30 protein-coding genes are annotated in these 26,420 nt (G+C 71.3%); 21 read left to right on the top strand and 9 right to left on the bottom strand.

Annotated elements, in window-relative coordinates:
* Positions 1-109: 109 nt before the first annotated feature.
* The 3 genes from ACTIFS_RS05620 (at position 110) to ACTIFS_RS05610 (ending at position 3,050) form a co-directional block, all read left to right on the top strand.
* Positions 110-1,909, top strand: coding sequence for an ATP-binding protein (locus ACTIFS_RS05620; RefSeq protein WP_439573081.1), 1,800 nt, complete (start codon positions 110-112; stop codon positions 1,907-1,909).
* Complete coding sequence (locus ACTIFS_RS05615; protein ID WP_439573080.1) at positions 1,902-2,630, top strand: peptidoglycan-binding domain-containing protein; 729 nt, start codon at positions 1,902-1,904, stop codon at positions 2,628-2,630. Before ACTIFS_RS05620 ends, ACTIFS_RS05615 begins: the two co-directional genes overlap by 8 nt.
* A gap of 66 nt (positions 2,631-2,696) precedes the next feature.
* Positions 2,697-3,050: a DUF1491 family protein gene (locus tag ACTIFS_RS05610; protein WP_439573079.1), complete on the top strand. Its 354-nt coding sequence runs from the start codon at positions 2,697-2,699 to the stop codon at positions 3,048-3,050.
* A gap of 10 nt (positions 3,051-3,060) precedes the next feature.
* Here the strand turns inward: ACTIFS_RS05610 and ACTIFS_RS05605 are convergent, their stop codons facing one another.
* Positions 3,061-4,134: a DUF2336 domain-containing protein gene (locus ACTIFS_RS05605; protein WP_439573078.1), complete on the bottom strand. Its 1,074-nt coding sequence runs from the start codon at positions 4,132-4,134 to the stop codon at positions 3,061-3,063.
* A 265-nt stretch (positions 4,135-4,399) separates the two neighbouring features.
* On the opposite strand from ACTIFS_RS05605, the gene ACTIFS_RS05600 reads away from it, so the two are divergent.
* Complete coding sequence (locus ACTIFS_RS05600; protein WP_439573077.1) at positions 4,400-4,678, top strand: hypothetical protein; 279 nt, start codon at positions 4,400-4,402, stop codon at positions 4,676-4,678.
* A gap of 158 nt (positions 4,679-4,836) precedes the next feature.
* Here ACTIFS_RS05600 and ACTIFS_RS05595 read toward each other — a convergent pair whose 3' ends face one another.
* Complete coding sequence (locus tag ACTIFS_RS05595) at positions 4,837-6,459, bottom strand: alpha-D-glucose phosphate-specific phosphoglucomutase (protein ID WP_439573076.1); 1,623 nt, start codon at positions 6,457-6,459, stop codon at positions 4,837-4,839.
* A gap of 43 nt (positions 6,460-6,502) precedes the next feature.
* Positions 6,503-7,699 carry an MFS transporter gene (locus tag ACTIFS_RS05590; protein WP_439573075.1) on the bottom strand — a complete coding sequence of 399 codons (1,197 nt, stop codon included), beginning with the start codon at positions 7,697-7,699 and terminating at the stop codon, positions 6,503-6,505.
* Between the two features lie 250 nt (positions 7,700-7,949).
* Between ACTIFS_RS05590 and ACTIFS_RS05585 the strand changes: the two genes are divergently transcribed.
* Complete coding sequence (locus tag ACTIFS_RS05585) at positions 7,950-8,162, top strand: hypothetical protein (protein WP_439573074.1); 213 nt, start codon at positions 7,950-7,952, stop codon at positions 8,160-8,162.
* A gap of 54 nt (positions 8,163-8,216) precedes the next feature.
* On the top strand, positions 8,217-9,047 hold the full coding sequence (locus ACTIFS_RS05580) for a hypothetical protein (protein ID WP_439573073.1): 831 nt from the start codon (positions 8,217-8,219) through the stop codon (positions 9,045-9,047).
* A gap of 10 nt (positions 9,048-9,057) precedes the next feature.
* Here the strand turns inward: ACTIFS_RS05580 and ACTIFS_RS05575 are convergent, their stop codons facing one another.
* Genes ACTIFS_RS05575 through ACTIFS_RS05565 form a run of 3 tightly spaced genes read right to left on the bottom strand, consistent with a single transcriptional unit; the run spans position 9,058 to position 12,405 of the window.
* A complete protein-coding gene (locus ACTIFS_RS05575) occupies positions 9,058-9,633 on the bottom strand; it encodes a DUF1254 domain-containing protein (protein WP_439573072.1) in 576 nt (191 codons plus the stop codon).
* Positions 9,630-10,202, bottom strand: coding sequence for a DUF1214 domain-containing protein (locus ACTIFS_RS05570; protein ID WP_439573071.1), 573 nt, complete (start codon positions 10,200-10,202; stop codon positions 9,630-9,632). Before ACTIFS_RS05570 ends, ACTIFS_RS05575 begins: the two co-directional genes overlap by 4 nt.
* Positions 10,203-10,215: 13 nt before the next feature.
* Positions 10,216-12,405 carry a transglycosylase domain-containing protein gene (locus ACTIFS_RS05565; RefSeq protein ID WP_439573070.1) on the bottom strand — a complete coding sequence of 730 codons (2,190 nt, stop codon included), beginning with the start codon at positions 12,403-12,405 and terminating at the stop codon, positions 10,216-10,218.
* Between the two features lie 165 nt (positions 12,406-12,570).
* Between ACTIFS_RS05565 and ACTIFS_RS05560 the strand changes: the two genes are divergently transcribed.
* The 3 genes from ACTIFS_RS05560 to ACTIFS_RS05550 all read left to right on the top strand — a co-directional run bounded on the left by ACTIFS_RS05560 (position 12,571) and on the right by ACTIFS_RS05550 (position 14,819).
* The gene (locus ACTIFS_RS05560; RefSeq protein WP_439573069.1) at positions 12,571-13,038 is read left to right on the top strand and encodes a YcgN family cysteine cluster protein; all 468 of its coding nucleotides are present in this window, start codon (positions 12,571-12,573) and stop codon (positions 13,036-13,038) included.
* Between the two features lie 355 nt (positions 13,039-13,393).
* On the top strand, positions 13,394-14,323 hold the full coding sequence (locus ACTIFS_RS05555; protein ID WP_439573068.1) for a hypothetical protein: 930 nt from the start codon (positions 13,394-13,396) through the stop codon (positions 14,321-14,323).
* 145 nt (positions 14,324-14,468) lie between these two features.
* Positions 14,469-14,819, top strand: a complete 351-nt coding sequence (locus ACTIFS_RS05550; protein WP_439573067.1) for a TraR/DksA family transcriptional regulator — start codon at positions 14,469-14,471, stop codon at positions 14,817-14,819.
* Between the two features lie 6 nt (positions 14,820-14,825).
* Here ACTIFS_RS05550 and ACTIFS_RS05545 read toward each other — a convergent pair whose 3' ends face one another.
* Positions 14,826-15,767, bottom strand: a complete 942-nt coding sequence (locus tag ACTIFS_RS05545) for an alpha/beta hydrolase (protein WP_439573066.1) — start codon at positions 15,765-15,767, stop codon at positions 14,826-14,828.
* A 129-nt stretch (positions 15,768-15,896) separates the two neighbouring features.
* Between ACTIFS_RS05545 and ACTIFS_RS05540 the strand changes: the two genes are divergently transcribed.
* From ACTIFS_RS05540 to ACTIFS_RS05500, 9 genes are all read left to right on the top strand, one after another.
* A complete protein-coding gene (locus ACTIFS_RS05540; RefSeq protein ID WP_439573065.1) occupies positions 15,897-16,331 on the top strand; it encodes a DUF1330 domain-containing protein in 435 nt (144 codons plus the stop codon).
* Positions 16,332-16,755: 424 nt separating this feature from the next.
* A complete protein-coding gene (locus ACTIFS_RS05535) occupies positions 16,756-17,313 on the top strand; it encodes a hypothetical protein (protein WP_439573064.1) in 558 nt (185 codons plus the stop codon).
* Entirely contained in the window at positions 17,195-18,556 is a 1,362-nt protein-coding gene (locus ACTIFS_RS05530) for a DNA-packaging protein (protein WP_439573063.1), read from the top strand. Before ACTIFS_RS05535 ends, ACTIFS_RS05530 begins: the two co-directional genes overlap by 119 nt.
* A gap of 380 nt (positions 18,557-18,936) precedes the next feature.
* Positions 18,937-20,085, top strand: coding sequence for a phage portal protein (locus ACTIFS_RS05525; protein WP_439573062.1), 1,149 nt, complete (start codon positions 18,937-18,939; stop codon positions 20,083-20,085).
* 222 nt (positions 20,086-20,307) lie between these two features.
* Positions 20,308-20,511 (top strand): hypothetical protein, encoded by a 204-nt coding sequence (locus ACTIFS_RS05520; RefSeq protein WP_439573061.1) that lies wholly within the window; start codon positions 20,308-20,310, stop codon positions 20,509-20,511.
* Positions 20,512-20,629: 118 nt separating this feature from the next.
* Positions 20,630-21,160, top strand: coding sequence for a TIGR02281 family clan AA aspartic protease (locus tag ACTIFS_RS05515; protein ID WP_439573060.1), 531 nt, complete (start codon positions 20,630-20,632; stop codon positions 21,158-21,160).
* 41 nt (positions 21,161-21,201) lie between these two features.
* A complete protein-coding gene (locus tag ACTIFS_RS05510; RefSeq protein ID WP_439573059.1) occupies positions 21,202-21,375 on the top strand; it encodes a hypothetical protein in 174 nt (57 codons plus the stop codon).
* Positions 21,372-21,845: an HK97 family phage prohead protease gene (locus tag ACTIFS_RS05505; protein ID WP_439573058.1), complete on the top strand. Its 474-nt coding sequence runs from the start codon at positions 21,372-21,374 to the stop codon at positions 21,843-21,845. Before ACTIFS_RS05510 ends, ACTIFS_RS05505 begins: the two co-directional genes overlap by 4 nt.
* Before the next feature lie 80 nt (positions 21,846-21,925).
* Complete coding sequence (locus ACTIFS_RS05500) at positions 21,926-23,179, top strand: phage major capsid protein (RefSeq protein ID WP_439573057.1); 1,254 nt, start codon at positions 21,926-21,928, stop codon at positions 23,177-23,179.
* Between the two features lie 10 nt (positions 23,180-23,189).
* Here ACTIFS_RS05500 and ACTIFS_RS05495 read toward each other — a convergent pair whose 3' ends face one another.
* Together ACTIFS_RS05495 and ACTIFS_RS05490 are read right to left on the bottom strand one after the other, a co-directional pair.
* Positions 23,190-24,047, bottom strand: a complete 858-nt coding sequence (locus ACTIFS_RS05495) for a trypsin-like serine protease (protein WP_439573056.1) — start codon at positions 24,045-24,047, stop codon at positions 23,190-23,192.
* 8 nt (positions 24,048-24,055) lie between these two features.
* Positions 24,056-24,811, bottom strand: a complete 756-nt coding sequence (locus ACTIFS_RS05490; protein ID WP_439573055.1) for a S1 family peptidase — start codon at positions 24,809-24,811, stop codon at positions 24,056-24,058.
* Between the two features lie 416 nt (positions 24,812-25,227).
* Here ACTIFS_RS05490 and ACTIFS_RS05485 point away from each other — a divergent pair, with 416 nt between their 5' ends.
* From ACTIFS_RS05485 to ACTIFS_RS05475, 3 genes are read left to right on the top strand one after another with little or no spacing between them, the layout of a single operon-like run.
* Positions 25,228-25,800: a head-tail connector protein gene (locus tag ACTIFS_RS05485; RefSeq protein WP_439573054.1), complete on the top strand. Its 573-nt coding sequence runs from the start codon at positions 25,228-25,230 to the stop codon at positions 25,798-25,800.
* Positions 25,797-26,138: a phage head closure protein gene (locus tag ACTIFS_RS05480; RefSeq protein ID WP_439573053.1), complete on the top strand. Its 342-nt coding sequence runs from the start codon at positions 25,797-25,799 to the stop codon at positions 26,136-26,138. Before ACTIFS_RS05485 ends, ACTIFS_RS05480 begins: the two co-directional genes overlap by 4 nt.
* Entirely contained in the window at positions 26,135-26,410 is a 276-nt protein-coding gene (locus ACTIFS_RS05475) for a hypothetical protein (protein ID WP_439573052.1), read from the top strand. The genes ACTIFS_RS05480 and ACTIFS_RS05475 overlap by 4 nt, the downstream gene beginning before the upstream one ends.
* Positions 26,411-26,420: the final 10 nt, after the last annotated feature.

Below are 26,420 nucleotides of genomic sequence, written 5' to 3'. Positions count from 1 at the left end.
CCGGGGTCGGGCCGGGCCGACTTAGGGTTTCCTTCACGCGGCGGTGCAATTCTCGCCACGAGAACGGCCGAGGCCGCGAGCAGGGGTGAGTGCGTTGCGTGAAAGCGCGTTGATCGGTTCGGTCAGATCCTATCTCGACGGCCTCGTACACGCGTCCGCGGCCGCCGATGCGGTCGTCTTTGCCCGCCACCGGGCCTTCATCGCCACCCGCCTCGTGCCCGGCCTGATCGCCCTGTCGGCCCTGCCGCTGTTCCTCGCCTTCCACGGCGTTCCCGGTCCGCTGGAGGCGATTGCCTTCGGCTGGCTGGTGCTGCCCATCGCCATCGCCTTCTACCTCGGCCGCACCGGCCACTATGACAATGCCCAGCTCATGGCGGCGGCCTCGCTGACCGGCGTCGTGGCACTGGTCGCCGCGCTCTCGGGCGGTCTCACCTCGTTCGTGGTGGTCTGGTTCGCGCTGGTGCCCGCCGAGGCGGTTCTGTCCGGTTCGCGCAAAGTCGTCGCCGCCTCGGGCGCCATGGTGATCGCCGCCGTGGCCATGCTCGGCTTTGCCGGCGAGTGGAACCTGCTGCCGCCGACCCGCATCGCCGCGGGCTCGCAGGAGGTGCTTGCCTTCGTTTCGCTGGCGGCGGCCGTCATCTACGGCCTGGGTCTCGCCCTGTCGGCGGCGGCCGTCAGCCGCACCGGCGAGGAGGCCAGCTCGATCGGCGAGCGGCGCTATCGCCTGCTGGCCGAGCACATGACCGACCTCATCACCCGCCATGCCCGCAACGGCTCGGTCACCTTCGTCTCCCCCGCCGCCGAGCGCATCCTCGGTGTCGCCGCTCCGGCCCTGCACGGCCAGGGCCTGTTCGACCGCGTCCACGTCGCCGACCGCCCTGCCTATCTCAGTGCCCTGTCGGCAGCGTCCGCCCGCGGCATCGAGGCGAGCGCCGAGTTCCGCCTGCGCCGCGAGAGCCAGGGCGACGACCTCGTCTTCATCTGGGTCGAGATGCGCTGCCGGCCGCTTGCGGCCCGTCCCGGCGAGGAGGCCCAGGTCGTCGCCGTGCTGCGCGACGTCTCCGACCGCAAGAACACCGAGGCCGCCGTCGCCGCCGCCCGCGATGAGGCCGACCGGGCCAATGCCGCGCGCACGCGCTTCCTGGCAAATGTCAGCCACGAACTGCGCACGCCGCTGAATGCCATCAACGGCTTCTCCGAAATGCTCATGCAGGAGGAGGCGATGCGGCTGGATCGCGACCGGCGGCAGGAATATGCCACGCTGATCCGCGATTCAGGCGAGCACCTGCTCAACCTGGTCAATTCGATCCTCGACATGTCGAAGATCGAGAGCGGCCATTTCGAGATCACGCCAGAGCCCTTCGACGTCCGCGCGCTGGTCGGCCAATGCCTGCAGATGGTCGAGATCAAGGCCATGCAGGGCGAGGTGAAGCTTACCGCCGACACGGCCGCAGCCCCGCCCGAGGTGACCGGCGACAAGCGCGCCTACCGGCAGATCCTGCTCAACCTGCTGTCCAATGCGGTGAAGTTCACCCCGGCGGGCGGCGAGGTTGCGGTCACGCTGCGCCGAGATGCCTCGTGGCTGTCGATCTCGGTGGTCGATACCGGCATCGGCATTGCAGCCGCCGACCTGCCGCGCCTCGGCAGCCCCTTCTTCCAGGCCCGGTCCAGCTATGACCGGCCCTATGAGGGCACGGGCCTCGGCCTGTCGGTGGTCAAGGGCCTGGTCGAACTGCATGGCGGGCGGGTCGAGATCAGTTCGGTCGTCGGCAAGGGAACGCGCGTGACCGCGCGCCTGCCGATCGACTGCGAGAGCCAGCGCGGTGTGGTGGAGGCACTGGCGGCAAGGCCGTCGGCGCCTGAGGGCCCGGCCGTGGCGCCCCTGGGGGAGGGCCGGAAAATTGCGTGAAGCGGCGTATGACGACGAGGACGCCCCGCATCGGCGCGGGCATGCCTTCGACCCTGACGAGGACGCGCCGCCGCGCCGCTCGCTCTGGCGCGCGATCATTGGCGACAGCCCCGGCGACCGCCTGGCGCTGGCCTGCCTGCTGTTCGTCGGCGCCGGCATCGCCTTCAACGCTCTGGTGCGACAGACCGGCCCCCATCCCGCCCCGCTGTTCGGCGCCGCCCGCTCCGAGGTGACGGCCGTCGTGCGCCCCGCGCCGCTGCCCCCCGAACGTCCGGCCGAGGTGCAGACCACCGCCTCCGTGACGCCGCGGGCCGATACCGCCCCCGCCGTGGAGCCGGCCGCCCGGCCGCGCGCCGAAATCGTCACCGACATCCAGCGGGAACTTGCCCGTCGCGGGCTCTATGACGGCGCCGTCGATGGCCTCACCGGGCCGAAGACCGATGCCGCCATCCGCCGCTACGAGACCCAGGCGGGGCTGAGGGCCTCGGGTGAGGCCAGCGAGACCCTGCTCGGCCATATGCGGCGCGGACAGCGGCCGGCGCCGGCCCGCCAGACCACCCGCCCCGCGTCGCCCCAGTCGATCGGCGACCTGATCGACCGCCAGGGCCGCGCGCCGGCCCCGGCCGAGCGGCCCCGCACGTCGCCCCAGCAGGCCCGCGGCCCGCAGTCGATCACCGACCTGATCGCCTCGCAGAGCGCCTCGGCCGCGCGCACTCGCTGACCGCCCGCAAATCGGCGAGACTGGCCCGGTCCTGGCCGCCGGCGGGGCCGTCTCCGCGGAGCCCGAATGTCGCGCGTCACCTCCGACCTGTGGGTCTCGGCCTATCTGAGACGCATCGCCATCGAGGGCGGCTTTGCCGTGCTGCGCCGACGCGGCGCGACCGAGGCCGGCGCCATCGCGGTCGTGGTCTCGCGGCAGGCCGACCGGCTGGCCGCGCTCTACCTGCAGGCGCCGCAATCGGCCTATGGCGAGGAGCGGCCCGAGGATCGACTGTTCGTGCCGGCCTTCACCGAGATTTTCGTCGAGGAAGAGCGGATCGCCGACAAGCTCGCCCGCGAGACACGCTTCGACCCCGACCTGTGGATCGTCGATGTCGAGGAGCGCGAGGGCCGCCCGTTCCTGGATATCGCGCGCGTGTGAGAGAGGCCGGTCAGGTCTCGCGGCGGCTGCGGCCGGGCACGGCCACGGGATCGCCTGGCCGACGGGCCGTGCGGGCAGCCGGGCTGGCGGCGCGGCGGGCACCGACATGGTCGCTTGAATCGCTTGCCGTGGCCGGCTGGTGGCGGCCGGTGCGCGGCTTGTCCATCGCGGGCTGATGCGCCTGCCAGCCGCCGGCCAGCGCCATGGCCACCGGGCGCGGCACGGCATCGTAGAGCTCGCGCAGCTGCTGCAGCGCGCCTGCGCCAGCGCCCGCCTCGCCCAGCGTGAAGATCAGGATGCGTGTGGCTGCCTCGACGCCGAGGTCGAGCGCCCGTGCCAGCACCACCAGCGGCTCGCCGCCGGGGTCGGAGGCGATGCGCGAGGCGATGGCCGCCGGCAGGCCGAGATGGAGGACCAGCGCCTCCGCGAGGGCGTCCGGCCGGCGGGTCAGGGCCGCCCGTTCGATCGCCCGGCCCTGCATCGGGTCGGGCCCGTCGGGCGGCGGCAGGGAGGGGCGGGTTTCCAGCGCGAGCGCCGCGATGATCGCCTCGCGCCCGGAGGTGCCGCTGTCGAGGAAGAGGGCCGCGCGCTGCTGGATCGTCGGCGGGGGGCCGAGCCGGCGGGCGCGCGAGGCGAGGGCGGCGCGGATGCGCGCATCGTCCATGTCCTCAAGCGCCACCAGCGCGGCAATGCCGATGTCCTCGCGCAGCGCCACCGCCAGCGCCTTGTCCGCATCGCCCGAGCGCACGGCCAGGAACAGGTCGTCGTCGGAGAGGGTCGTGGAGCGTGCCAGGATGGGCAGGGCGACGCGCGCCGTATCGGCCGCCAGCCGTCGGGCCACCGCCAGAGGCGTCTGCGGATGGTCGGCAAGCTTGGCCGCGACGATGGCGCGGTCGGCCTCGCCGGCGCGGTCGAGAAGGTTGAGCACCAGCTCGCCGAACCGGGTCACCTCCTCGGCGGGGTGGCGGGGATGGAGAACGAACTGGTCGACGACGACGCGCAGCAGCGTCGTCCGCACGTCGATGCCGTTCGACCGCGCAAGACCGACGAGGGACTGGACCGGAGGCAGGCGCGACTCGGGCATGCGGTTGGGATCGGTCCGGTGCGGACGGGTGACAGGGTGTTCGGCATGGGGTGCGGCTGAGGTCCGGCCGCCGGTTGACGACACTAGTGCCTAACCCGTTAGCGCCTCGTTAACCGGTTTTTCGCGCCAGGCTCCTGGTCTTGCGCAAGCCCGCGTCCGGGCGCCCCCGGCGCGCAATGTCAATTCACATCACCTGACAGGGAACCTTCCGCAGCGCCGGAGGTTATCGGGGCCCTGACACTCGCCTGATCCTTGGGAGGACCCCATGAAATACCTGTCTCTCGGCGCGCTTGCCGCCGCACTGCTCTTCAGCGCCCCCTCGTTCGCCCAGGACCTGCGCATCCGCGCCGGCGAGGGCGGGATCTCCGTCCGTGCCGGTGACGACCGGCCGGGCTATCGTCGCAACCGCGGCTCGGAGCGCGTCATCATTCGCGAGCGCCGCGCCCCGCGCGTGGTGGTTCGCGAGCGCTGCCGCAACGTCGTGATCCGCACCGAGCGGCCCAACGGCACCGTCGTGGTGCGCCGTGAGCGCCGCTGCAGCTGACCTCGGGTCGGATTGCGGTCTTGACGGCAAGGGCGCTCCCGCAAGGGGGCGCCCTTTCCTGTCGACGGGCAGATCATCGGTGTCTGCCCTCGGTCCGAGCGATGGACTGCGGATATCCACGGCGACGAAACCGCGGTCCCCTGCCGGCCGCGCAGGGCCTAGCTTTCGAGCGTCGGCACGGTTTCACCCGTGAAACGTCCGGTCTCGGCGATTGCCAGCGATGCCTGGCGCAGGTCGGCGAGCGCCTGTCCGGGGTCGAGATCCTGAAAGCCTGCCCGCGGCTCGTTGCGCTCGAGATAGACCCTGAGGGTGGCGCCGCGCGTCCCCGTCCCGGACAGCCGATACACGATGCGGGCATCCTCGCTGACAAGCTGGATGCCCTGGCCGGAGGCAACGCTGCCATCGACCGGGTCCACATAGCTGAAATCGCCGGCGTCCCGGATCGTCAGGCCGGCCGTTGTCGACCCAGGCAGGGCCGGCAGCCTGTCGCGCAGCGCCTGCATCATCCGGTTGGCCTTGTCGGTCTCCAGGCCTTCGAAATCCAGCCGGCGCGAATAGTCCCGCCCGAAGCTCGCCCAATGGTCGTGCATGATCGCGGCGACCGACAGCCGGCGCGCGGCCAGAATGCTCAGCCACATGAGCACCGCCCAGAGCCCGTCCTTCTCGCGGACATGGTCCGATCCGGTTCCCGCGCTCTCCTCGCCGCAGATCGTGATGCGTCCCGCCTCGAGCAGGTTGGCGAAGAACTTCCAGCCGGTCGGGGTCACGAACAGGGGGATGCCGAGCCGGGCCGCGACCCGGTCGAGGGCCCGGCTCGTGGGCATGGACCGCGCCACGCCGGCAAGGCCCTTAGCAAAGGCCGGGACGCGGTGGGCATTGGCGACGATCACGGCCAGGCTGTCGCTGGGCGACACCACCATACCGGGACCGAGGATGAGATTGCGGTCGCCATCGCCGTCCGAGGCGGCTCCGAAATCCACGGCACCGGCGCGGACGACCTCCTCGTAGAGCGCTTCGGCATGGTGAATGTTGGGGTCCGGATGCACGCCGCCGAAGTCCGGCAGGGGCGTGGCGCGCATCACGGTGCCGGCCGGGGCGCCGAGCCGCCGTTCGAAGATCTCCATGGCATAGGGGCCGGTCACCGCGTTCATGGCGTCGAACCGCATGGTGAAGCCGCCCCGGAACAGCGAGGCGATCGCGCCGAAGTCGAACTGGCTCTCCATCAGGTCGGCGAACATCCCCACGCTGTCGATGATCTCGACCTGCATCGCCCCCAGCGTCTGGAGCCCGTCCCGGTCCAGCGGGACATCCCCGGCCGGCCAGATCCGATAGCCGTGGCAGCGCTTGCTCCGCGCGAAGATCGCATCGGTGACCGGGGCGGGGGAGGGGCCGCCATGGGCCATGTTGATCTTGACGCCGACATCGCCATCCGGACCGCCGGGATTGTGGCTCGCCGACAGGATGATGCCGGCATGGGCCTTGCGGGAGCGGATCAGGGCCGAGGCCGCCGGCGTCGAGAGCAGGCCGTTGCGGCCGACGATCATGCGGCTCACCCCGTTCGCGGCGGCAATGCGCAGGATCGACTGGATGGCCCGGTCATTGAAGAAGCGCCCGTCGCCGCCCAGCACCAGCGTCCGGCCCTCGACGGCGAGTTCGTCGAAGGCCGACTGGATGAACAGTTCGAGATAGTGCGGCTGCGCGAAATGGCCGGTCGGCTTGCGCAGGCCGGATGTGCCCGGCTGCTGGTCGGGAAAGGGCTGGGCTTCCACGGTGACGATCACGGTGGTCTCCGGTAACGGGACTGGGTGGGGCGATGAGATTGCGTCAGGGGCGGCGGGCGGCCCTGATGCACAGCAGGCTGGCTGCGATCAGATAGGCCGCGGCTACAAGGCCGATCGGTCCGATTCCTATACCCGCATCGAAAGCGACACCCATGACGAATGGCGTGATGGCGGAAGCTACCACCATCACCGAGGCCGCGACAGCCCTGACCGTGCCGATCTGCTCGCTTCCGAAGGTCTCCGCCAGCAGCGAGGTGATCACCACGCCGTTGGCGCCCGTGGTGATGCCCATGAGCACGAAGAAGACGGCGGCGCCATAGGGGCCGGTGGCGAAGCCGAGCACGATCGAGGCGGCGGCAAGCGGCAGCAGGAAGATGCGGCTGGACCGCCGCGCGCCGAAGCGGTCGACCAGGAGACCGAACGCCATCGTGCCGGCGATCGACACGAGCGCGGTGAGCGACACGCCGATCGCCAGGCCGTCCAGCCCCCATGCCAGCCGGTCCGCCAGCAGGCGCTGGTGGAAAAAATATCCGGTGGAGATGGCGGCCGGTCCCATCATGGCTGGCACGAAGATCAGAAAGCGGCGGTCGCGCAGCAGGATCCGCGCGCGATAGCGGCTGCCATCTGCCGCCGCGCCGGCGACAGGGCTCAGTTCGCGCGCATTGAGCGGGTTGCGATAGGCCAGCCCCGCCATCACCAGCAACGCGAGCGCGATGGCCTGCCAGGCCGAAACCCAGCCGAAGGCGGCCATCGCGGCGATGCCGGCGGGAGGCAGCAGGGCGCCTCCGACCTGGAAGCCGAGGCTGGCGAGCCCGATGGACCGGCCTCTCACCGGTGTTGGGAGGCGCGCGGTCATGGTCAGCGCCGCATGGCTGAGCGTGCCCTGACCGAACAGCCTCAGGGCGAGAATAGCCGCCGCGACCAGCCAGACGGTGGGGGCGATGGTCAGCGCGAAGGCGGCGCAGGCAAGCCCGACGAGCGAGAGGGCCGCGAAGGTGCCGACATGCACCCGGTCGATCCAGGCGCCGGCCCAGATCATCACGATGCCCGACAGGAGGGTCGCGCCCGAAAAGATGCCGCCGACCTGGCCGTGCGACAGGCCGAAGGCCGACTGGATGTCCGGAACCGACAGGGCGATGAAATAGGTCTGGCCGAACGAGGACAGGAAGGCGAGGCAGAAGCCGAAGGCTATCGTGCGGCTGTGAGGCCTCAGCAGGCCGGCGGGCGGCGGATTGTTCACCAGAGGGTCTCTAGACCGCCGCTACCGGGGTGAACATGCTGCCCCGCGCAGGTCAGCATCGCGCAGCGGCAGGCCTCATCGTTGCACCGGGGACACGCCCGGCGCCGCATTCACCGCAAGCCAACCATTCGCGCAATCACCCGCCTCCCGCTAACGCCTCGTTAACCAAAGGGCCTCCTAAATGCCCCCGCGCGTCGGCGGATGACCGCCGGGCATGGCCGCATTGGAGGGCAGCGCACAGGAGGGATCCATGGGTCTGGTACTGCGCTTTCCACTGGAACGACGGCGGGTCGCCGGACCCGACCTCGGGGACACCCCGCGAGGCGCGGTGCTGCTGCTGCCCGTGATCCGGATCGAGCGTCATGACATCCAGCGTCATGATCTGCCCGCTCCCCCCATGCTGACGGTGGAGCCGCCGCTCCGGGGCGGAGACAAGCCGCGCCGCCGCCGCAAGAGTGCCTGAGTTCGCGTTCCGAGCGTTTTCCTCCACCCGGCCGAACTGAAGGCTCCGTTCCGCATGCCGCACGTGTCCGCGCGTCCGCTCAATGGCGCCAGCACGCGCCGCTTCCTCCTCGCCGGCCTTGCCGCGATGACGCTCGCCGGCTGCGCGCCGCAGGGCGATCTCGGCCGGCCCGCCCCCAATGTCCTCAATGACGAGATCATGCCCTGGCTTGGCGACCATGCCGCCCGCCAGCGCGGCGAGCCCGTCTCCGGCTATGCCATGACCGATGCCGAGCGCGAGCTGCGCCAGCTTGGCTACGGGCTGATGATGCCGACCCATCCCCTCGACCGCTGGAACCAGTTCTGGGCCGAGCTGCGCCGCACCCGCATCGGCGATCCGGTCGCCTATGACCCCGATCCGCGCGGTTATTGCCGCACGCTGGCCCGCGAGGCCTATCGCTCGTCGACCTCGCGCTTCGTGCGCATGACCGATGACATGCGCGCCGACCGCCAGCGCATCCGGCCCTTCTGCGCCAAGGCCGTGCAGGTGGCCGAGGCCGACCGGGTGCGCGCCGGGGCGCTCGGCTATATCCCGGATCTGTCGCCCGTCGAGGTGCGCTCGGCGCGCGACCGCATCGCCGAGAACCGCATGATCGTGCGCTGGGTGCGCCACGGGCTCGACCAGCACGCCGAGGCCTATCGCTGCGCGCTGCACACCCAGATCGTAGCCACGCCGGAGCCGCAGGCGGTGATGGCCGAGCGCGAGCTGGCGGGCCTGCGTGCCGATATCGCGGAATTCGACAAGCTGTGCGCGGCCGTTCCGGCCCGCGGCCGCGTCGGCGTCGAGGTGCCGGGTCCCGGCTACTACCCAATGACGCCGCGCGAGGAGACGGTGATCAGCAAATAGGCGGTCGACTTCAATCCCCCGCCACCTGTTCGGGGGTGAGGATCTCGCACAGGGCGCCGTTGGTCAGCTGCTCGCGGATGAGCGGCGCCATCGAGGGCTGGGCGGCGAGCGCCCGCACCAGCACGAAGCCCTCCGTGGTCGGCGAGACCATGATGAGGTTGTCGGCGGCGGTCTCCTCCTCGCCCGTGGCAAGCTCGCGCCGCTGCGCTGCCGTCACCACGAACAGGTCCATGGTGCCGCGCGCCGCCGCCCGGTCGTTGATGGCGCCGAAGGCGAGGCCCGTGGCCGTGTAGAGCGAGATCGAGGTGTAGTGCGGCGTCACCGGGGCGCGCACATGCAGCACGCCGCGCGACAGGTCGAACCGGCACACGGCCGTCTCGAAGGCGGGGTCGGCGAGCGGCAGCACGGTCTCGCCGCGGCCCGACAGGGTGGTGATCCGGTTGATCTCGGCAAGACCGGCCAGCCGGGCGCGGGCATCGGCCGGCGCCAGCCGCGGCAGCGCGAAGATCGTGGCGATATGGACGATCAGGCCGAGGATCAGGCCGGCGACGATCCAGGGCAGGGCGGCGACAAGGCGGCGGGTCACGGGCATGACCTCCGCCGGATCGAGGGCATGGCCGTGCCCGGCGAGATGGTGGTGGCGATCGGCGTGTCGTAGAGCCTGAGGATCAGCCGGATGGACGGGGCGCCGCCCGAGGGCAGCCAGTTGCCGGGCCGGGCCTCCGGGCCGACCGTGATATCGGCTGGACGCTCGCCGAAGCGGACGATCTCGTGGCTGGTGAAACCCTGCCGGACGCTCTCGTCGACCACCGGCCGCCAGTCCTCGCCGGCCACTGCCACGGTCCAGAACCGGGCCGGCGGCATGGAGCCCGAGACGAGATAGGTGCAGCGGCCGTCCAGCGCCTCGCCGGCATCGTCGCGCGAGGCGATCAGGGCGAGGCCGTCGGCGAGCGCCAGGGGCAGGGTGCCGAGCCGGGCAGTGACGGCGCGGGCATAGGGGTCGGCCTCGCCCGTGCCGGCCTTGGGCGTGGCGAGCCACGGGCCGATCTGCAGCACGCCGGCGCCGGTTTCCCGCCCGACCGTGCTGGCGGTGAGGCCGAGCCCGGTCGCGGCCCCGATGGCAAGCATCAGGAACAGGCCCGTCAGCGTGCGCAAGGGTTCCGCTCCCTCAGCGCACGACCGCGCCGCCCGGCGCGTCGGGCGCCGAGGTCAGCGGGCCGGGACGGGCGGGTTCGGAGGTCTCGCGCAGCAGCCGCTCGATGCGGCCAAGCACCTCCAGTGAACGGCGCGAGAGAACCTGCGGCCGCTCGAACAGGCCGGCGCTCGGCACCGGCGCCGCGCTCGGCGCGCCGGGGGCGGCCGGACGCGGCCGGTCCGGCAGGCCGAAGATCGGGCGCGGGTCCAGGCCCTGGTGGCCGGCGGCCATGACCTGCGAGAAGGTCATGCCGGGCAGCGAGCCGCCGGTCATCCGGTTGGTCGGCGAATAGTCGTCGTTGCCGTACCAGACGCCGGTCACGAACTGGCTCGAATAGCCGATGAACAGCGCATCGCGATAGGAATTGGTGGTGCCGGTCTTGCCGCCCACCTGCACGCCGGGCACCTGGGCGCGCCGGCCGGTGCCCGATTCCACCACGCCGACCATGATGGCGTTCATCTCGGCGGCCAGTTCGGGAGAGAAGATGCGCCGCGGCCGCGGCAGGTCCCGGTCGGCGCGCCACAGCGTCTCGCCGGCCGTGTTGCGGATCTCCACGGTGGCATGGGGCGTCACGGCGAAGCCGCCGGAGGCAAAGCTCGCATAGGCCGTGGTCAACTCGATGAGCGAGACCTCTGCCGCCCCGATCGGCAGCGGAGCGGAATCGGTCAGCGGCCGGGTGATGCCCATCTGCCGCGCCGTCTCGATGATCTTGCGCCGGCCGATGCGGCTGTCGCCGCGGCCCATCTGCTGGGTCAGGATGACCGGAATGGTGTTGATCGAGCGCACCAGCGCCGCCGTCACGGTGGTCGAGCCGGAGAACGAGCGGCCATAGTTCTGCGGGCACCAGTTGCCGAGGCAGATCGGCCGGTCGACCACGATGGAGCGGCCGTTGATCAGCCCCTCGCGCATCGCCGTGCCATAGACGATCGGCTTGAACGAGGAGCCGGGCTGGCGCATCGCCTCGGTGGCGCGGTTGAACTGGCTGGCGCCATAGTCGCGCCCGCCGACGATGGCGCGCATGGTGCCGTCGACATCCATCATCACCACGGCGGCCTGCGAGGCGCGATAGTCGGTGCCGTATTGCCGGATGACCGATTCCACCGCCAGTTCGGCCTGCCGCTGGATCGTGAGGTCGAGGCCGGTGCGCACGGTGAGCACCTTGTCGGTGATGCGCGGGGTCGCCGCCACCAGCCGCTTCACGTCCTCGAAGGCGTAGTCGAGATAATAGTTCGGCACCACCTCGTCCTTGCGGTCGATGGGGGTTGCCGGATTGCGCCTTGCGCCGAACACCTGGCCATCGGTCATGAAACCGGCCTCGACCAGGTTGTCGAGCACGACATTGGCGCGGCCGCGAGCCGCCGGCAGGTTGACATGCGGGGCGAAACGGGTCGGCGCCTTGAACAGGCCGGCCAGCATGGCGGCTTCCGCCAGCGTCACGTCGCGAACCGACTTGCCGAAGTAATATTCCGAGGCTGCCTCCGCGCCGAAGGCGCCGCCGCCCATATAGGCCCGGTCCAGATAGGCCTTCAGGATCTCGTTCTTGGTGGCGCGCGCCTCCAGCCACAGGGCGAGGAAGGCCTCCTTGATCTTGCGCTCGATGGAGCGCTCGTTCGACAGGAACAGGTTCTTGGCCAGCTGCTGGGTCAGCGTCGAGCCGCCCTGCACCACGCCGCCGGCCCGCGCATTGGTCATCAGGGCGCGCAGCGTGCCGATCAGGTCGATGCCGTAATGCTCGTAGAAGCGCCGGTCCTCGGTGGCCAGCACCGCCTTGATCATGTGGTCGGGGAACTCTTCCAGCGGCACGGAATCGTTCAGGCGGATGCCGCGCCGGCCGATCTCGTTGCCATAGCGGTCCTGGAACACCACCGACAGGTCGCCGCGGGTGCGCCAGTTCTCGTCGGTCTCGCGGAAGGCGGGAATGGCGAGCATGAGCAGCACGACGAGCCCGCCGGTGCCGAGCGTCATGCCTTCGGACGCCACCTCCGCACCGACCCGCTTCCAGCCGAACAGCTGCACGCGGTCGGCAAGGTCCGCCAGCCGCTCCCAGGCACGGCCGGCCGCACCGGCGAGCCGCCAGAGCCCGTCGTTCAGCCGCGCATCGAGGTCGAGCAAGACGCGCTTCAGCGTCGCGCCCCACCCGCTCCTGGGTGTGAAGTCGCTCACCCGGCGAATCCCTCAGGAAGGTCTGGTGTTGACGATCTGCTTACCATAGCGGAAAGGGCATTCCCCGGCCAACCGGGCGGGCCGCTTCACGGTCCGACCTCGATTCATGGTTACCTGCGGGGCAGGGTCAGGCAGACCGGGTCCGGCAGACAGGGAGCAGGCGGCGTGCAGGATCGATCGATCCCGTTCTGGAAGACCAAGAGCCTCGAACAGCTGTCCCGCACCGAATGGGAGAGCCTGTGCGACGGCTGCGCCCGCTGCTGCCTGAACAAGCTGGAGGACGAGGACACCGGCGAGGTCGTCTATACCTCGGTCGCCTGCACGCTGCTCGATGGCGAGGCCTGCCGCTGCACGGATTATGCGAACCGGCAGAAGAAGGTGCCGGACTGCGTGCGCCTCACGCCGGAGGAGGTGCGGGAACTGCCCTGGCTGCCGCGCACCTGCGCCTATCGCCTCGTGGCCGAGGGCGCCGATCTCTACTGGTGGCATCCGCTGGTCTCGGGCGATCCGCAGTCCGTCCATGCCGCCGGCATCTCGGTGCGCGGCCGCATCACCGCCCATGAGCATGACCTGAAGGCACTGGCCGAACTGGAGGAGCACCTCGCCGACTGGCCGATGGCCGAGGGAACGTGAGGCTGCCGGAGGCGAGAGACGGTTCTTCAATCCATCCGGAAAACGCAAGGGCGGTCAGAATCGGACCCCATGTCGCCGGAGCACCAACTCGCTCCGACCCACCCGAAAGGGGGGCGTCCTGCCCTGCCGCTCCGCTCATGATCTTCCCGCTTTTGGGGGAGGATGGAAATGCGGTCCGGGTTCGCAGGTCAGTTGGTCCTTGCCAGGGTTGGAAGCACCGGCATCGATGAGCGTGTGCAAGGTCACGGGCGGCCGCCCTGCCTGATCCTGGCAGGAGACGAGGGATGCGCTGCATCGCCCCCTGCGGCCGATGCCCGGGTGGCCGCCGCCCCCTGCACCTGCACAGGTCATTGAGATGCGCGAGGTCTCAAGAACTCTGGATTCTGCGGCCGCCATCCTCAAGTCGGCACCAGACATCACGATTGTCGACCAGCTCGCACTGAAGCTGAACGATGCCTTTGACGCGTCTGTCGCAGCAGGGACAACTGACGAATTCGTCTCGCTGTGCAACCGGCATCCCATCCATTCATATTTCCTGGAAGATCCCTATACCCGACGTGCTTTCGAGAAGCCGAGAGGCTATGCTGGTGACGCCGTAATGCTGGACTATATTTATCGACCGCAGGCGATGAATCTGTCTCCCATGGGCCGTATCATCCACCAGGCCACGATCGGGCTGCCCAATGCCAGGAGCATCATCTACCGGGCGAACCTGCTCGCCAGCCAAATCGACAGGGTTGCCGAAACGACGGAGTCGCCCCGCATTCTCTCCGTGGCATCGGGGCATATGCGCGAGTTGGATCGCGCCGGCCTAGGGTACAAATGCGAAATATGGGCTCTCGACCAGGACGAGGAGTCGTTGTTCGAAGCAAGCCGGTCCTATCAATACATAACAAGGTTGATCAACGCGCCTGTGTCGGACATCGTCAGAAAAGGTTTGGACGAACGATTCAGCCTCATCTATTCAGCCGGACTGTTCGATTATATTCCTCACAAATTTGGCGTTGCCCTCATCAGGGCTCTCTACGAATCCCTCGAGGAAGGCGGCATTCTGATTGTGGGAAACTTCACCCGCGACAGTCACGGCAGGGGATACATGGCCGGAATCATGGATTGGAGACTGATCTATCGAAACGAGCACGAGCTTTATTCGATGTCTGAACAGGCCGCGCCATCAGCCGAGATCGAGGTTCATCGGGATGAGCCAGGCAATGTTGTCTATTGCCGGCTCCTGCGGCGGAACGAGACGCACGTCATGACAGCAGCCCGTCGGTTGCGCCGCTGACGCAGGTGAAGCGGCAGCAGAAGCGCGGACCATGATCGCCACCCGCGTCTCGGGCGGCGCGGCGAGCGGACATGCCGGGCGGGCCATTGGGGCGGGCCATTGCCCGCCGCCCCGGAACAGCCGACCATGGCTGCCGGAGGCGAGCATGACCGACCCTGGACAGGACGATCTCGACAGCATCTTCCGCCCGAAGCTGGAGGCCGAGCGGCAGGTACTCGAGGCCGAGGTGGCGGCAACCGCGGCCGATCGGGCTCCCGTCGAACTCGACCAGCAGAGCGTCGGGCGGCTGTCCCGCATGGATGCGCTTCAGGTTCAGGCCATGGCCGAGGCGACCCAGCGCCGCCGGCAGGTCCGGCTCCAGCAGATCGGCGCGGCCCTCGACCGCATGGCCGCCGGCGACTACGGCTTCTGCCTCGACTGCGGCGAGTTCATCGGCAAGGGCCGGCTCGGCGTCGACCCCGCCGCCCGGCTGTGCATCGCCTGCGCCGGCCGCTGAAGCGCCTCACTCCGGCCCGTAGACCCCGAGCCAGCGGGTGACCGCGGCCAGATAGGCCTCGCGCACCGGCGGCTTCGACAGGACGAGGTCATGCAGTCCGCCGGCGATGCGGATGAGCGTCACATGGGGGCCGATCCGGTGGGCGCGGGCCGCGATCTGTTCGACATCCAGCACGCTGTCGGTCCGGTCGATCGCGTCATGGCTCCGGGTGGTCGGGCCGGAGGCGTCCGAGCAGCAGACCAGCACCGGGCAGGGGACGGCAAGACCCGCCGCCACCGCCGCATGGCCGCGCCGGATCGCCCGCATCCAGTCGGCCCGCACCGGAAAGCCGGCCAGCGGCTTGAGGGCGAGGTCATAGTCCCATTCGCCGCCACCGGAACGGTGGATGGACAGGCCATAGGCCTCGGCCAGCCCCTTCGCCAGAACGAGATGCGGCATCAGGCCGCCCAGAACGTCGATGACGGCGGTCGCCGGACCGCGCATCAGCCAGCCGGCATTCAGATCGAGCCAGGGGCTGTTCAGCACCAGCGCCCGATACGCACCGGGCCGCCGGTGGGCATGCAGGCTGGCGACCAGCCCGCCGGTCGAATGGCCCATCAGCACAAGACCCGAATGGCCGCGTTCAGCACGGATGATCTCGGCGGCAAGGTCCAGCTCCGCGTCATAGACAGCGAGATCATCGGCATGGTTCGGTGTCTGGTGGGGCCGCATAGAGCGCCCGTATTTGCGCAGATCCAGCGCATAGAAGTCGCAGCCGGCCGCCTCCAGCGCCTCGGCCAGATGGGTCTGGAAGAAATAGTCGATGAAGCCGTGGACATAGAGCACAGCCGGGCCGTCGCGCGGCGGCCGGTCGCGATGGACGAGGCTGGCCACCACCTCGCCCTCGGCGTCCGGGGCAAGCTGAAGCGTCCGGCATGTCCAGCCGTCGCCGAGGATGTCGGGGGTCATGCGCCTTGTCTCCGCGAGCCGGGCCTCAGGCTAGGCCGGCCGGGCGGCGTTGGGAACCGTCTCCCTCCTTCGACGGGTGGCGGCGCCGTCCGGTGCGGCTAGTCTCATCGGCAACGAGGGAGCCCTGCCATGAGCGAGACCACCGGCCATATCGACCCGACGAAGGAGCGCTTCGCAGCCTTCCGCGACCTGCCGACCGACGAGCCGATCCACATGCTGAACCTCGTCCGGTTGCGGCAGAGCGCGGCCTATCCGGATGGCCGGCAGGCCACGGGACTTGAGGCCTACCGGGCCTATGGCCGCGAGAGCGGGCCGGTGTTCCGCCGGCTCGGCGGCCGCCAGCACTGGATTGGGCGGCCGGACCTCGTGCTGATCGGACCGGAGACCGAGCGCTGGGACATCGCCTTCATCGCCGAATATCCGACCGGTCAGGCCTTCATCGACATGCTGCGCGACCCGGCCTATCGCGAGGCGGTGAAGCACCGTCAGGCGGCGGTGGAGGATTCGCGGCTGATTCGCATGAAGCCGCTGAAGGCCGGCGAGATTTTCGGCGAGGAGGCGTAAGGGCGGCCCGGCATCGGCATCGGCATCCTGCGTCCTTCGAGGCTCGCTGTCGCTCGCTCCTCAGGACGAGGAGCGTGGTGGCTTGCATCAGCGGCGGATGAAGCGCGGCGGCCCGGCATCGGCTGCCGGGCCTGCAGGTCTCCACCGTCCTCATCCTGAGGTGCGAGGGCGTCAGCCCGAGCCTCGAAGGACGCACGACCCGTCTTGCCGGGGCCGGGGTCGTCGCGAGCCGCTGTTCGGTCTTCCCGATCGCCAACAGGACCACCGTCATTTTCTATGAATATGGTCCTTGACAGCGTGACGATGGTTTGATAGATTCTGGGTATGTTCGAAAACTGCGCCCGGCGGGGGAAACCCCGGCCGGGCGCTTGTTTTTCCGGGCCTTCAGGCCGAGCTGAATCACGCGAAACATCAGGAGGTTATCTTGCCTCAGTCCGGTTCTTCCGGTCCACCCGAGATCGCGGCTCCAGGCGGCCCCCGGTCCACCGCCATGGCGGCGCCGGCGAAATCTGGCCGCACGGCTCCCGAACGGGCCGGACAGGGGCAGGGGCAGGCCGGGACGCCCGTCACCGCCCCGCCGCTGCGCCTGTCGGTCGATCCCGCCCCGTCCGGCGAGGCCGTCTCCCATCGCGGCCTGCCCTGCCCGGGCCTCGCGGAGTGCCCGGAACGGCCCCGCCTCGTCCGGCGGCTCTATGACGCCGCCGAGCGCGAGATCGAGGCCGTGGAGGCCAGTCTCGGCGGCCCCTCGGCCACCGCCGCCCGCCGCCTCGGCGCGCTGGCCGCGACCCTCGACCGGCTGGCCGCGCTCGACCGCAAGGCGCTCGCCGGCCGCACTGCTGCCCGCGCCCCCGCCGGAGATCTCCATGCCGAAGCGCACCATGCCGAGCCCGTCGCAGCGCCTGTGGACGCCGAAGCCTGGGCTGAAGGCCTTGCGGCGCAGCTTGCCCCGGGCAAGGCCGGAGGCGCTCGCGGCCCTGCCTGAGGCGGAGATCATCCGCCTGAAGGCGTTCTGGCCGGCCTTCGCCCGGCGCGAACAGATGCCGCCGCCGGGGGCCTGGCGGGTCTGGGCCTTCATAGGCGGGCGCGGCGCCGGCAAGACCCGCGCCGGGTCCGAATGGGTCCACGGCATCGTCCACGGCCGCGACGGCTTTGCCCCCGCCGCCGGTCGCATCGCGCTGATCGGCGAGACCATCGACCAGGTCCGCGAGGTCATGGTCGAGGGGGTCTCGGGGCTCCTCGCCACCGGCTTTCCGGCGGAGCGGCCGCGCTACGAGCCCTCGCGGCGCCGGCTGGTCTGGCCGAACGGAGCGGTCGCGCACGGCTTCTCCTCCGAAGACCCGGAGGCGCTGCGCGGGCCGCAATTCGACGCCGCCTGGGCTGACGAGGCCGGCAAATGGGTTCACGCGGAGGCGGTCTGGGACATGCTGAGCTTTGCCCTGCGCCTCGGTCAGCGACCGCGCGTTCTGGTCACGACCACGCCGCGGCCGACCGCGCTGATGCGCCGCCTGCTCGCCGATCCGGCAACGGCCGTGACGCGCTCGGCCACCGCCGCCAATGCCGCCAATCTCGCCCCCGGCGTCGTGAAGGACCTTCTCGCCCGCTATGGCGGCACCCGGCTCGGCCGGCAGGAACTGGACGGCGAACTGATCGCGGACCGGGCCGGCGCGCTGTTTTCGCGGGAGACCTTCGAGACCGGCCGCGTGACGGCGGCGCCGGCCCTCCGGCGCATCGCGGTGGCGGTCGACCCGCCGGCCTCGCACCGCAAGGGTGCCGATGCCTGCGGCATCGTCGCGGCCGGCATCGACGCGGACGGCATCGTGTTCGTTCTCGCCGACGACAGCGCCGGCGGGCTGAAGCCCCACGAATGGGCCGCCCGGGCCGCGGCGCTCTACCGGCGGCTCGATGCCGATGCTCTCGTCGTCGAGGTCAACCAGGGCGGCGACATGGTGGCCGCCGTGATCGGCGAGGTCGCCCCCGACGTGCCGGTCACGCCGGTGCGGGCGGCGCGCTCCAAGCACCTGCGCGCCGAGCCGGTCGCGGCCCTTTATGCACAGGGCCGGGTGCGCCATGCCGGCCGCTTCCCGGCGCTGGAGGACGAGATGGCCGATTTCGGCCCCGACGGCCTGTCGAACGGGGCAAGCCCCGACCGGCTCGACGCGCTGGTCTGGGCGGTGACCCATCTGGCGCTTAGGCCCCGTGCCGAGGCGCGGGTGCGGGGGCTTTAGGCAAGGGTGGGGCCTGCATCAAGGGCTTTGCGTCCTTCGAGGCTCGGCGTTCGCCTCGCACCTCAGGATGAGGGGGGGTGTGGCTGGCATCGGAGGGGCCTTGCTGGCAGAGGGGGTGGCCGCTGGCAGAGGGGGTGGCTGCTGGCAGAGGGGGGTGGTTGCTGGCATCGGCGGCCGATGAGGCTCGACCCGCCGCACTCCAAACCGCCGGTCGTGCAACCCACCACCTTCCTCATCCTGAGGTGCGAGCCCGGAACGGGCGAGCCTCGAAGGACGCAAGACCGGCAGAGCCATCTGCCTGCCATCCACCTGGCGCGACCCGTGCCCCGGCCCGCGCAACCTGACGCTTCAACCCCTTCCCGCCGCTTGCGGAGACCCTCATGTCCTTTCTGTCCTCGCTCTTCCGCGCCCCCGAGGCGAAACGCTCCCGCGCGGCCCTCATCGCCCTGTCCGGTCCGCCGCGCGCGGCCTGGACCCATCCCGAGCCGCGCCGCTTCCATGCCGAGGCGCTGGCGGTGAACCCGGTGGCGGCGCGGGCCGTGGCGCGCGTCGCCGGGGCGGTCGCCGAGATCCCCTTCCAGGTGACGCGCGACGGGGCGGATGCCTCCGCCCATCCGGCCGTGCTTCTGGTCGAGCGGCCGAACGGCGCGCAGGACCGGCTCGCCTTGACGGCCATGCTGGTGAGCCACCTTCTGCTCACCGGCAATGCCTATGTCGAAGCCGTGTCGGTCGGCGGCGAGATGCGCGAACTGCATGTCCTGAGGCCCGATCGCATGCGTCTTGTCCCCGGCGAGGGCGGCCGGCCCGCCGCCTTCGACTACGAGGTCGACGGCCGCCGCCTGCGCTTCACGCAGGAGGGCGAGGTGCCGCCGGTCCTGCACATCACCCTGCCGCACCCCTTCGACGACCATTTCGGCCTCAGCCCCCTGACCGCCGCGGCCGCCGCCATCGACATCCACAATGCGGCCACCCGCTGGACCAAGGCGCTGCTCGACAATGCCGCGCGGCCTTCCGGGGCGCTGGTCTATTCCGGCGGCGACGGCACGCTCTCCGAGGACCAGTACGAGCGGCTGAAACACGAGCTGGAGGAGGGCTTTGCCGGCGCCCGCAATGCCGGCCGGCCGTTGCTCCTCGAGGGCGGGCTCGACTGGAAGGCGCTGTCGCTGACGCCGAAGGACATGGACTTCATGGAGGCCAAGCATGGCGCCGCGCGCGAGATCGCGCTCGCCTTCGGCGTGCCGCCCATCGTGCTGGGCATTCCGGGCGATGCCACTTATGCCAATTACCAGGAGGCCAACCGCGCCTTCTGCCGCGACACGGCCCTGCCGCTCGGCCGAAGGATCATGGGCGCGCTGCTCGGCTGGCTGGCGCCGGGGGAGGGGCTTGTCGCCATCCCCGACGAGGACGCCATCGGCGCGCTTCATGCCGAGCGCGAGAGCCTGTGGCGGCGGGTGGAGCGGGCAACATTCCTCTCGGACGCCGAAAAGCGCGAGGCGGTCGGCTATCCGCGCGAGCGGCCGGAGGGGTGAGGCGGGCCCGCATCCGGACTTCTGCGTCCGTCGAGGTCCGTTCGCCGGGCGCTCGCGCTCCTCGACGGATGCAAAACGCCGATGCCGGCCAGCCTTGCTGGCCGGGCCCCACCCTCACCCTCTCCGCGCAGCGAGGAGGGTGAGGGTGTGGCAAGTCAGCTCCCCCACGACCGACTGCAAGCTGCCCATTGCCGATTGCCACACGCAAGCCCGGAGCCTTCCATGCTGCCATCCGCAGAACCCGTCCTGCGCGCCTTCGCCGAGCGGGCCGACCTTGCCGCCCTCGCCCTGTTCATGTGGGCCGCCGCGACCACCGGCCTGCTGGTCTGGACGTTAAGGGAACTGGCCGCCGCCAACCGCCGCTTCGACGCCTTCGTGCGCGAGCTTGCCCGCTTCAACGAGCGGGCCGGCAGGGGCGGGGACTGACCGCATTGTCACGCCGGTCTTCGCCAGCCGTTCACCATGACGGGCGAGGTCTGCCGCCGTTTAACCGGCCGGCAGAGGCGGGCGCTCCAGGATGCCGCAAAGGCCCGGAGTGCGCGCCATGCTGCCGAAGTCCTTCTACCTCCTGATGCTGCCGCTGGGGGCTGCCGCCGTCATGCAGCCGGAGGCCTTCACCATGCTGACCGCCATGGTCGGCGCCGAACGCGCGCCGCAGGCGCAGGTCGCGACGGCCCCCCCGGCGCGGCCCGAGGCCGCATCCTGGCCGATGCGCCGCATCGTGTCCGGGCAGGGCGGCCATTTCCAGGTCAATGCCCGGGCCGAGGGCCGGCACCTGTCCATGCTCGTCGACACCGGCGCGACGCTGGTCGCCCTCACCTGGGAGACCGGGCTGTCGCTCAATCTGGTCCGGCCCGGCACGCCGCCCAATGTCGAGGTGCGCACCGCCAACGGCAATGTCCGGGCCTGGCGGGTGACGCTGGCCAGGCTCGAGGTCGAGGGCCTCGCTGTGTCCGGGGTCGAGACCATGGTCATGCCGGCCGGCGCGCTCGGCACGAACCTGCTCGGCATGAGCTACCTGACGCGGCTGCGCCGCTTCGAATTCGCCCAGAACAGCCTCGTGCTGGAACAGTAGCGGCGCCGGCCCCCCGCGGCGGCCGCCGCGGGAGAGAGCCGATGCCCATCCGCCTGAATCCGAAACCGAAACGCGAGACAAGCCCGCCGCCGCCGCCGGCGCGCGAAACCATCGGCCGCTTCGTCGAGACGCTGGCCCGGCTGGAATCGCGCGGCGGCGCCCGCCCGCCTTCCGGGCCGAAGGCCGGCGCAGGAAGCCGGGGAGGCGCCCGATGAGCCGCCCCCCCGCTGCCCTGCGCGACATCGCGCCGCCGCCCCGGCTCGATCCGGGCACCGGCCTGTTCACCGGCTATGCCTCGCTGTTCGGCCTCGCCGACGCGCAGAACGACGTGGTCGAGCGCGGCGCCTTCGCCGCCTCGCTGATCCGGCGCGGGCCGGCCGGCATCCGCATGCTCTGGCAGCACGATCCGGCCGAGCCGATCGGCTGCTGGCTCGGCCTGTCCGAGGATCCGGTCGGCCTCAGGGTCACCGGCCAGCTCGTCACCGCCACCACCCGCGGCCGCGAGGCGCGCGACCTGATGGCCGCCGGTGCCGTGGACGGGCTGTCCATCGGCTTCCGCGCGATCCGTGCGGCTCCCGGCCGGCGCGGCGGCCTGCGCCGGCTCCTGGAGGTCGATCTCTGGGAGGTCTCGGTGGTCACCTTCCCGGCGCTTGCCGGCGCACGGGTCCTGCGGGTCGCAGCCTGACCGGACCTGCCTTCCACCCCCGCAACCCGCGCCCCGGCGCGGGTTTTTCGTTTCACCACCCCCAACGAGGGAATCAGACCATGCCCGAGATCCATACCAATGCCTCGCCCGAGGCCAAGGCCGTGCTGCCCCACGAGGCGCACCTGACCCATGCCGAGCTGATGCGCCTGTTCGAGACCTTCCGCGAGGCCAACGACGCGCGCCTCGCCGAGATCGAGCGGCGTGCCGGCGATGTGCTGACCGAGGAGAAGGTCGCCCGCATCGACCGCGCGCTCGACGAGAAGATGGCCCGGCTCGACCGGCTGGTGCTGGAGGCCCGCCGGCCGCCGCTCGGCCGCGAGACCGGCGCTCCCCGCCCCGGCGCGGGCGAGCACAAGGCCGCCTTCGAGGCCTATATCCGCTCCGGCGAGACGACCGCGCTCAGGGCCGTTGAGACCCGCGCGCTGTCCGCCGGCTCCGGCCCGGATGGCGGCTATCTGGCCCCGCCCGAGGTGGAGACGGCCGTCACGCAGCGGCTGGCGGCGGTCTCGCCGATCCGAGCGATTGCGGGCGTCAGGTCGATCTCGGCCGGCACCTACCGCCGGCCGTTCTCGCGCACCGGTCCTGCTTCCGGCTGGGTCGGCGAGACGGCATCGCGGCCGCAGACCGACAGCCCGGTGCTCGCCGAACAGGTGTTCCCGGCCATGGAGCTCTATGCCATGCCGGCGGCGACCCAGACGCTGATCGACGACGCGGCAGTGGACATCGAGGCCTGGCTGGCCGGCGAGATCGACACGGTCTTCGCCGAGCAGGAGGGCGCCGCCTTCGTCAACGGCAACGGCACCAACAAGCCGACCGGCTTCCTCGCGGTGACGCAGGTGGCGGAAAGCGCGTGGGAATGGGGCAAGCTCGGCTTCCTCACCACCGGCGCGGCCGCCAGCCTGCCGGACGAGGATGCCGCCGACCTCATCATCGACCTCGTCCACGCGCTCAAGGCCGGCTACCGCCAGAACGGCCGCTTCGTCATGAACCGTCGCACCCAGGCGGCCGTGCGCCGGATCAAGGATGCCTCGGGCGCCTATGTCTGGACCCCGCCGGCCCGGGCGGGCGGGGAGGCGAGCCTGTTCACCTTCCCCGTCACCGAGGCGGAGGACATGCCCGACATCGGCGCCGGCACCACGCCGGTGGCCTTCGGCGACTTCCGCCGCGGCTATCTGGTGGTCGACCGGCTGGGGCTGCGCATCCTGCGCGATCCCTATTCGGCCAAGCCCTACGTGCTGTTCTACACGACCAAGCGGGTTGGCGGCGGGGTGGCCGATTTCGACGCGATCAAGCTGCTGAAGGTGGCGGCCTGAGGCCTCCGCCTCAGGGCGGGTTGCCGCCGTCGATGCGCGCCCAGGGCGGCAGGCCCGACCGTTCGGGCGCGCGCGGCGGCGGCAGCACCGCGACCCGCGGATTGCCCGGCGCCCGGCGCTCGCCGGCGGCCACCGCGCCGCGGATCCACGGGGCGATGCCGACCACCGGCATCGTCACGGTCAGCGAGCCGCAGCCGCGCGTCTCCGGCGGGCCGGAGACGAGGCTGACGACTCCGACCACCGAACCGCCGGCAAAGGCCGGCCCGCCGGAATCGCCCTGGCAGGCCGAGGGGCCGAAGCCGCGCTCGATGCGGCGCCGGTCGCCCAGCGCCACATAGCCCGAGGGCGAGCGCTGGATCACGGGGAGCGACACGCGCCGGAGCTGCCCGGCGCTGCGCATGCTGTTGAGCTGCTGCCGGCCGAAGCCTGCAATCGTCACCCGCGAGCCGGGCGCCGGGTCGCGCGAGCCGATGCGGGCCGGGCCATAGCCGGCCGGCGGCAGGTCGCGCATGGTCAGCACGGCGACGTCGATGGGTGCGGTGCCGCCGAACGGGCTGGCAACGCCCGGATGGCCGGCCGCGGCCACCACCGGGGTCAGGGCCACGATCCGGGCATCGCGGATGAAGGCGATGACGGCGAGCCGGGCGCCGGCCACGCAATGGGCCGCCGTCAGCACGCTGCGCCGGCCGATCAGCGTGCCCGTGCAGCCATTGGCGTCGCCGGTGACGACGAGCACCGAGGACCGGGCGGCGATGTCGCCGGCCGGTACCGGGCTGCCGCCGATGATCGCCTGCGCCGGCGTTGCCGCCAGCGCCAGCGCGGCGAGGGCGGCGCTCAAGGATGCGGCCGTGAGACGGGGGGCCTTCATGCTCTGCCTCATTGCGAACCTCCGAGGCGCCGGACCGTGTCTTCGATCCAGCGGCGGTGGGGGGCGACGGGAACGGTGCCCGTCAGGGTTCCACAGCGGGACGATCCGGGGCCGGTCGTCCAGCTGACGATGCCGGCCAGAATCGGCCGGCCGGACTGCGATGCAAAGACGGGGCCGCCCGAATCGCCGGTGCAGGCACCCAGCGGCGCGCCTGACCCTCCGGTCAGCCTGACCTGATAGGTTGAGGGGCGGCCGGTGACGGTCAACGCGGCGGATCGCAGCACCCCGGCGCTGCGGGCATCGCCCTCGCGGGCGGGCCCGTAGCCGACCAGGCGGATGGCGGAGCCGGCCGGCGGCACGCCGCCGGTCGCCAGCGCGGCCGGGCGGAAGCTTCCGCCGATCGGCCGGGCGGTGCGCACCACGGCAAGGTCCACCGCCGTGCGGCGGGCCTGCCAGTCGGCGCGCCGGTAGGCGGGATGGACCGCACGGCCGGTCACCTCGTTGAACACAGGCACCCGGCCCGCGCCGAAGACGAGCACGGCAAGCTGGTCGCCGCCATCGACGCAATGGGCGGCGGTCAGCACCAGTTGCGGGGCGATCACCGCGCCCGAACAGAAGCCGTTGCGGCCGGAGATCATCACGGTATGGGCGGCCGCCGCGTCGCCCTGGGCCACCGGGCTGCCGCCGATCACGGCGCGCACGGGACTGGCCGGCAGGGTGGCCGTCAGGGCCACGAGGCCGGCTGCGAGGAGAGGTCGATGCACGGCAGGTCCTTCGGGGGCGCGTCGGGCGGATCAGGCCCTGTGCCGGGCCGCCATGTCAACAATGGGGCGGGTGGGAGTAGCGCATGAGAACCAGCCCCACCCTCACCCTCCCCGTGCTGCCGCGCGGAGAGGGTGAGGGTGGGGTCTTCGTGAAGAGGCCCACCCGCCCGATGACCGCCGTCACAGACCGACGCAGCACGCAGTCCGGTGCTGCAGCCGGAACGTTGCCTCACAACCGCCCGCCCGGTGACCGCCGTCACAGACCGGCGCCACGGCCCGCGCAAGTCTCGCCGCCGGATCGTCACGGAAGCGACAGCGCCCTGCCGCGCTGCCGCCGGGCGGACCGGCAGGCTTCGGCAGCTTCGATGAACCCGGCGGCCGCCCGCCGCCACCCACGGACACAAGGACAGGGTGCCATGAGCCTCTACCGCATCGAACCGCCGGCCGCCGAGCCGGTCACGCCCGCCGACCTCAAGGCCTTCCTGAAGCTGGACGGGGCGGAGGAGGACGCGCTGATCGCTTCCGTCGCCATGGCGGCGCGCGCCCATCTGGAGGCGCTGACGCAGAAGGTGTTCATCACCCAGCGCTGGCGCATCACCCGCGATTCCTGGCCGGCTTCGGGCCGCATCGCCCTGCCGATCGGGCCGGTGACCAGCCTCGACCGCGTGACGGTGGATGCAGGCGAAGGCCCCGAGGATCTTGCCCTGACCGGGCTGACGCTCGACGGCCTCGGCCAGCCGCCGCGCCTTGCCTTCCGGCCGCGCAGCCTGCCGGTCCCGGCCGTGCCGCTCGGCGGCATCGCCATCGAGGTGACGGCGGGCTTCGGCGGGCCGGACGACGTGCCGGCGCCGCTCGTCCAGGCGGTCCGGCTGCTCGCCGCCCACTGGTTCGAGAACCGCACGCTGGTCGGCATCGGCCACGAGGTGTCGGTGACGCCGCGCGGCATCGAGGCGCTGATCGCGCCCTTCCAGGTGCGGAGGGTGGCATGAGCACGACGGCCTCCGGCGTCAATCCCGGCGTGCTGCGCCATCGCCTCCTGCTCGAGGGACCGGTGGAAACCCCGGACGGGTCGGGCGGAACCGTCCGCAGCTTCGCCGGGGAGGCCTCGCTCTGGGGCCTGATCCAGCCGCTCGGCGGCACCGAGGCGCGCCAGCAGGACCGGCTCGCCCAGCGTCTCACCCACCGCATCCTGCTCCGCCGCCGCGAGGGCCTGACCGCCGCCCACCGGCTGCGCCGGGGCACCCGCCTGTTCGATATCCGCGCCGTGCTCGAGGACGTGCCGAAGCGCGGCTACCTGACCTGCCATTGCGAGGAGACATCGCCATGACGCCGCTCGTCACAGTCGCCTTTGGCGGCCTGAGTGCAGAGGCCCGCCTGCCGGGCTGGACGCTGCCCTTCGTGGTGCGGCTGGCCGACCGCTTCGTCCTGACGGCGGCCAATGGCGGCCTGCCGCTGCGGCTGGTCCATGACCGGGGCTCGGTCACGGTGGTGGACGAGGCGCCGGGCGCCTTCGCCCGCGAATATGGCGCCGTGGACCGGCCGGCCATGCCGCGCCTCGGCCCGGCGGTTGCGGCCTTCCGGGCGGGAGGGGCGGCATGAGTGTCGCGAC

This window comes from Phreatobacter sp. (assembly GCF_051860605.1).
Taxonomy (GTDB): domain Bacteria; phylum Pseudomonadota; class Alphaproteobacteria; order Rhizobiales; family Phreatobacteraceae; genus Phreatobacter.
The sequence above is the reverse complement of the archived record's forward strand: the minus strand, read 5'-3'. Positions and strand labels throughout refer to the sequence as shown.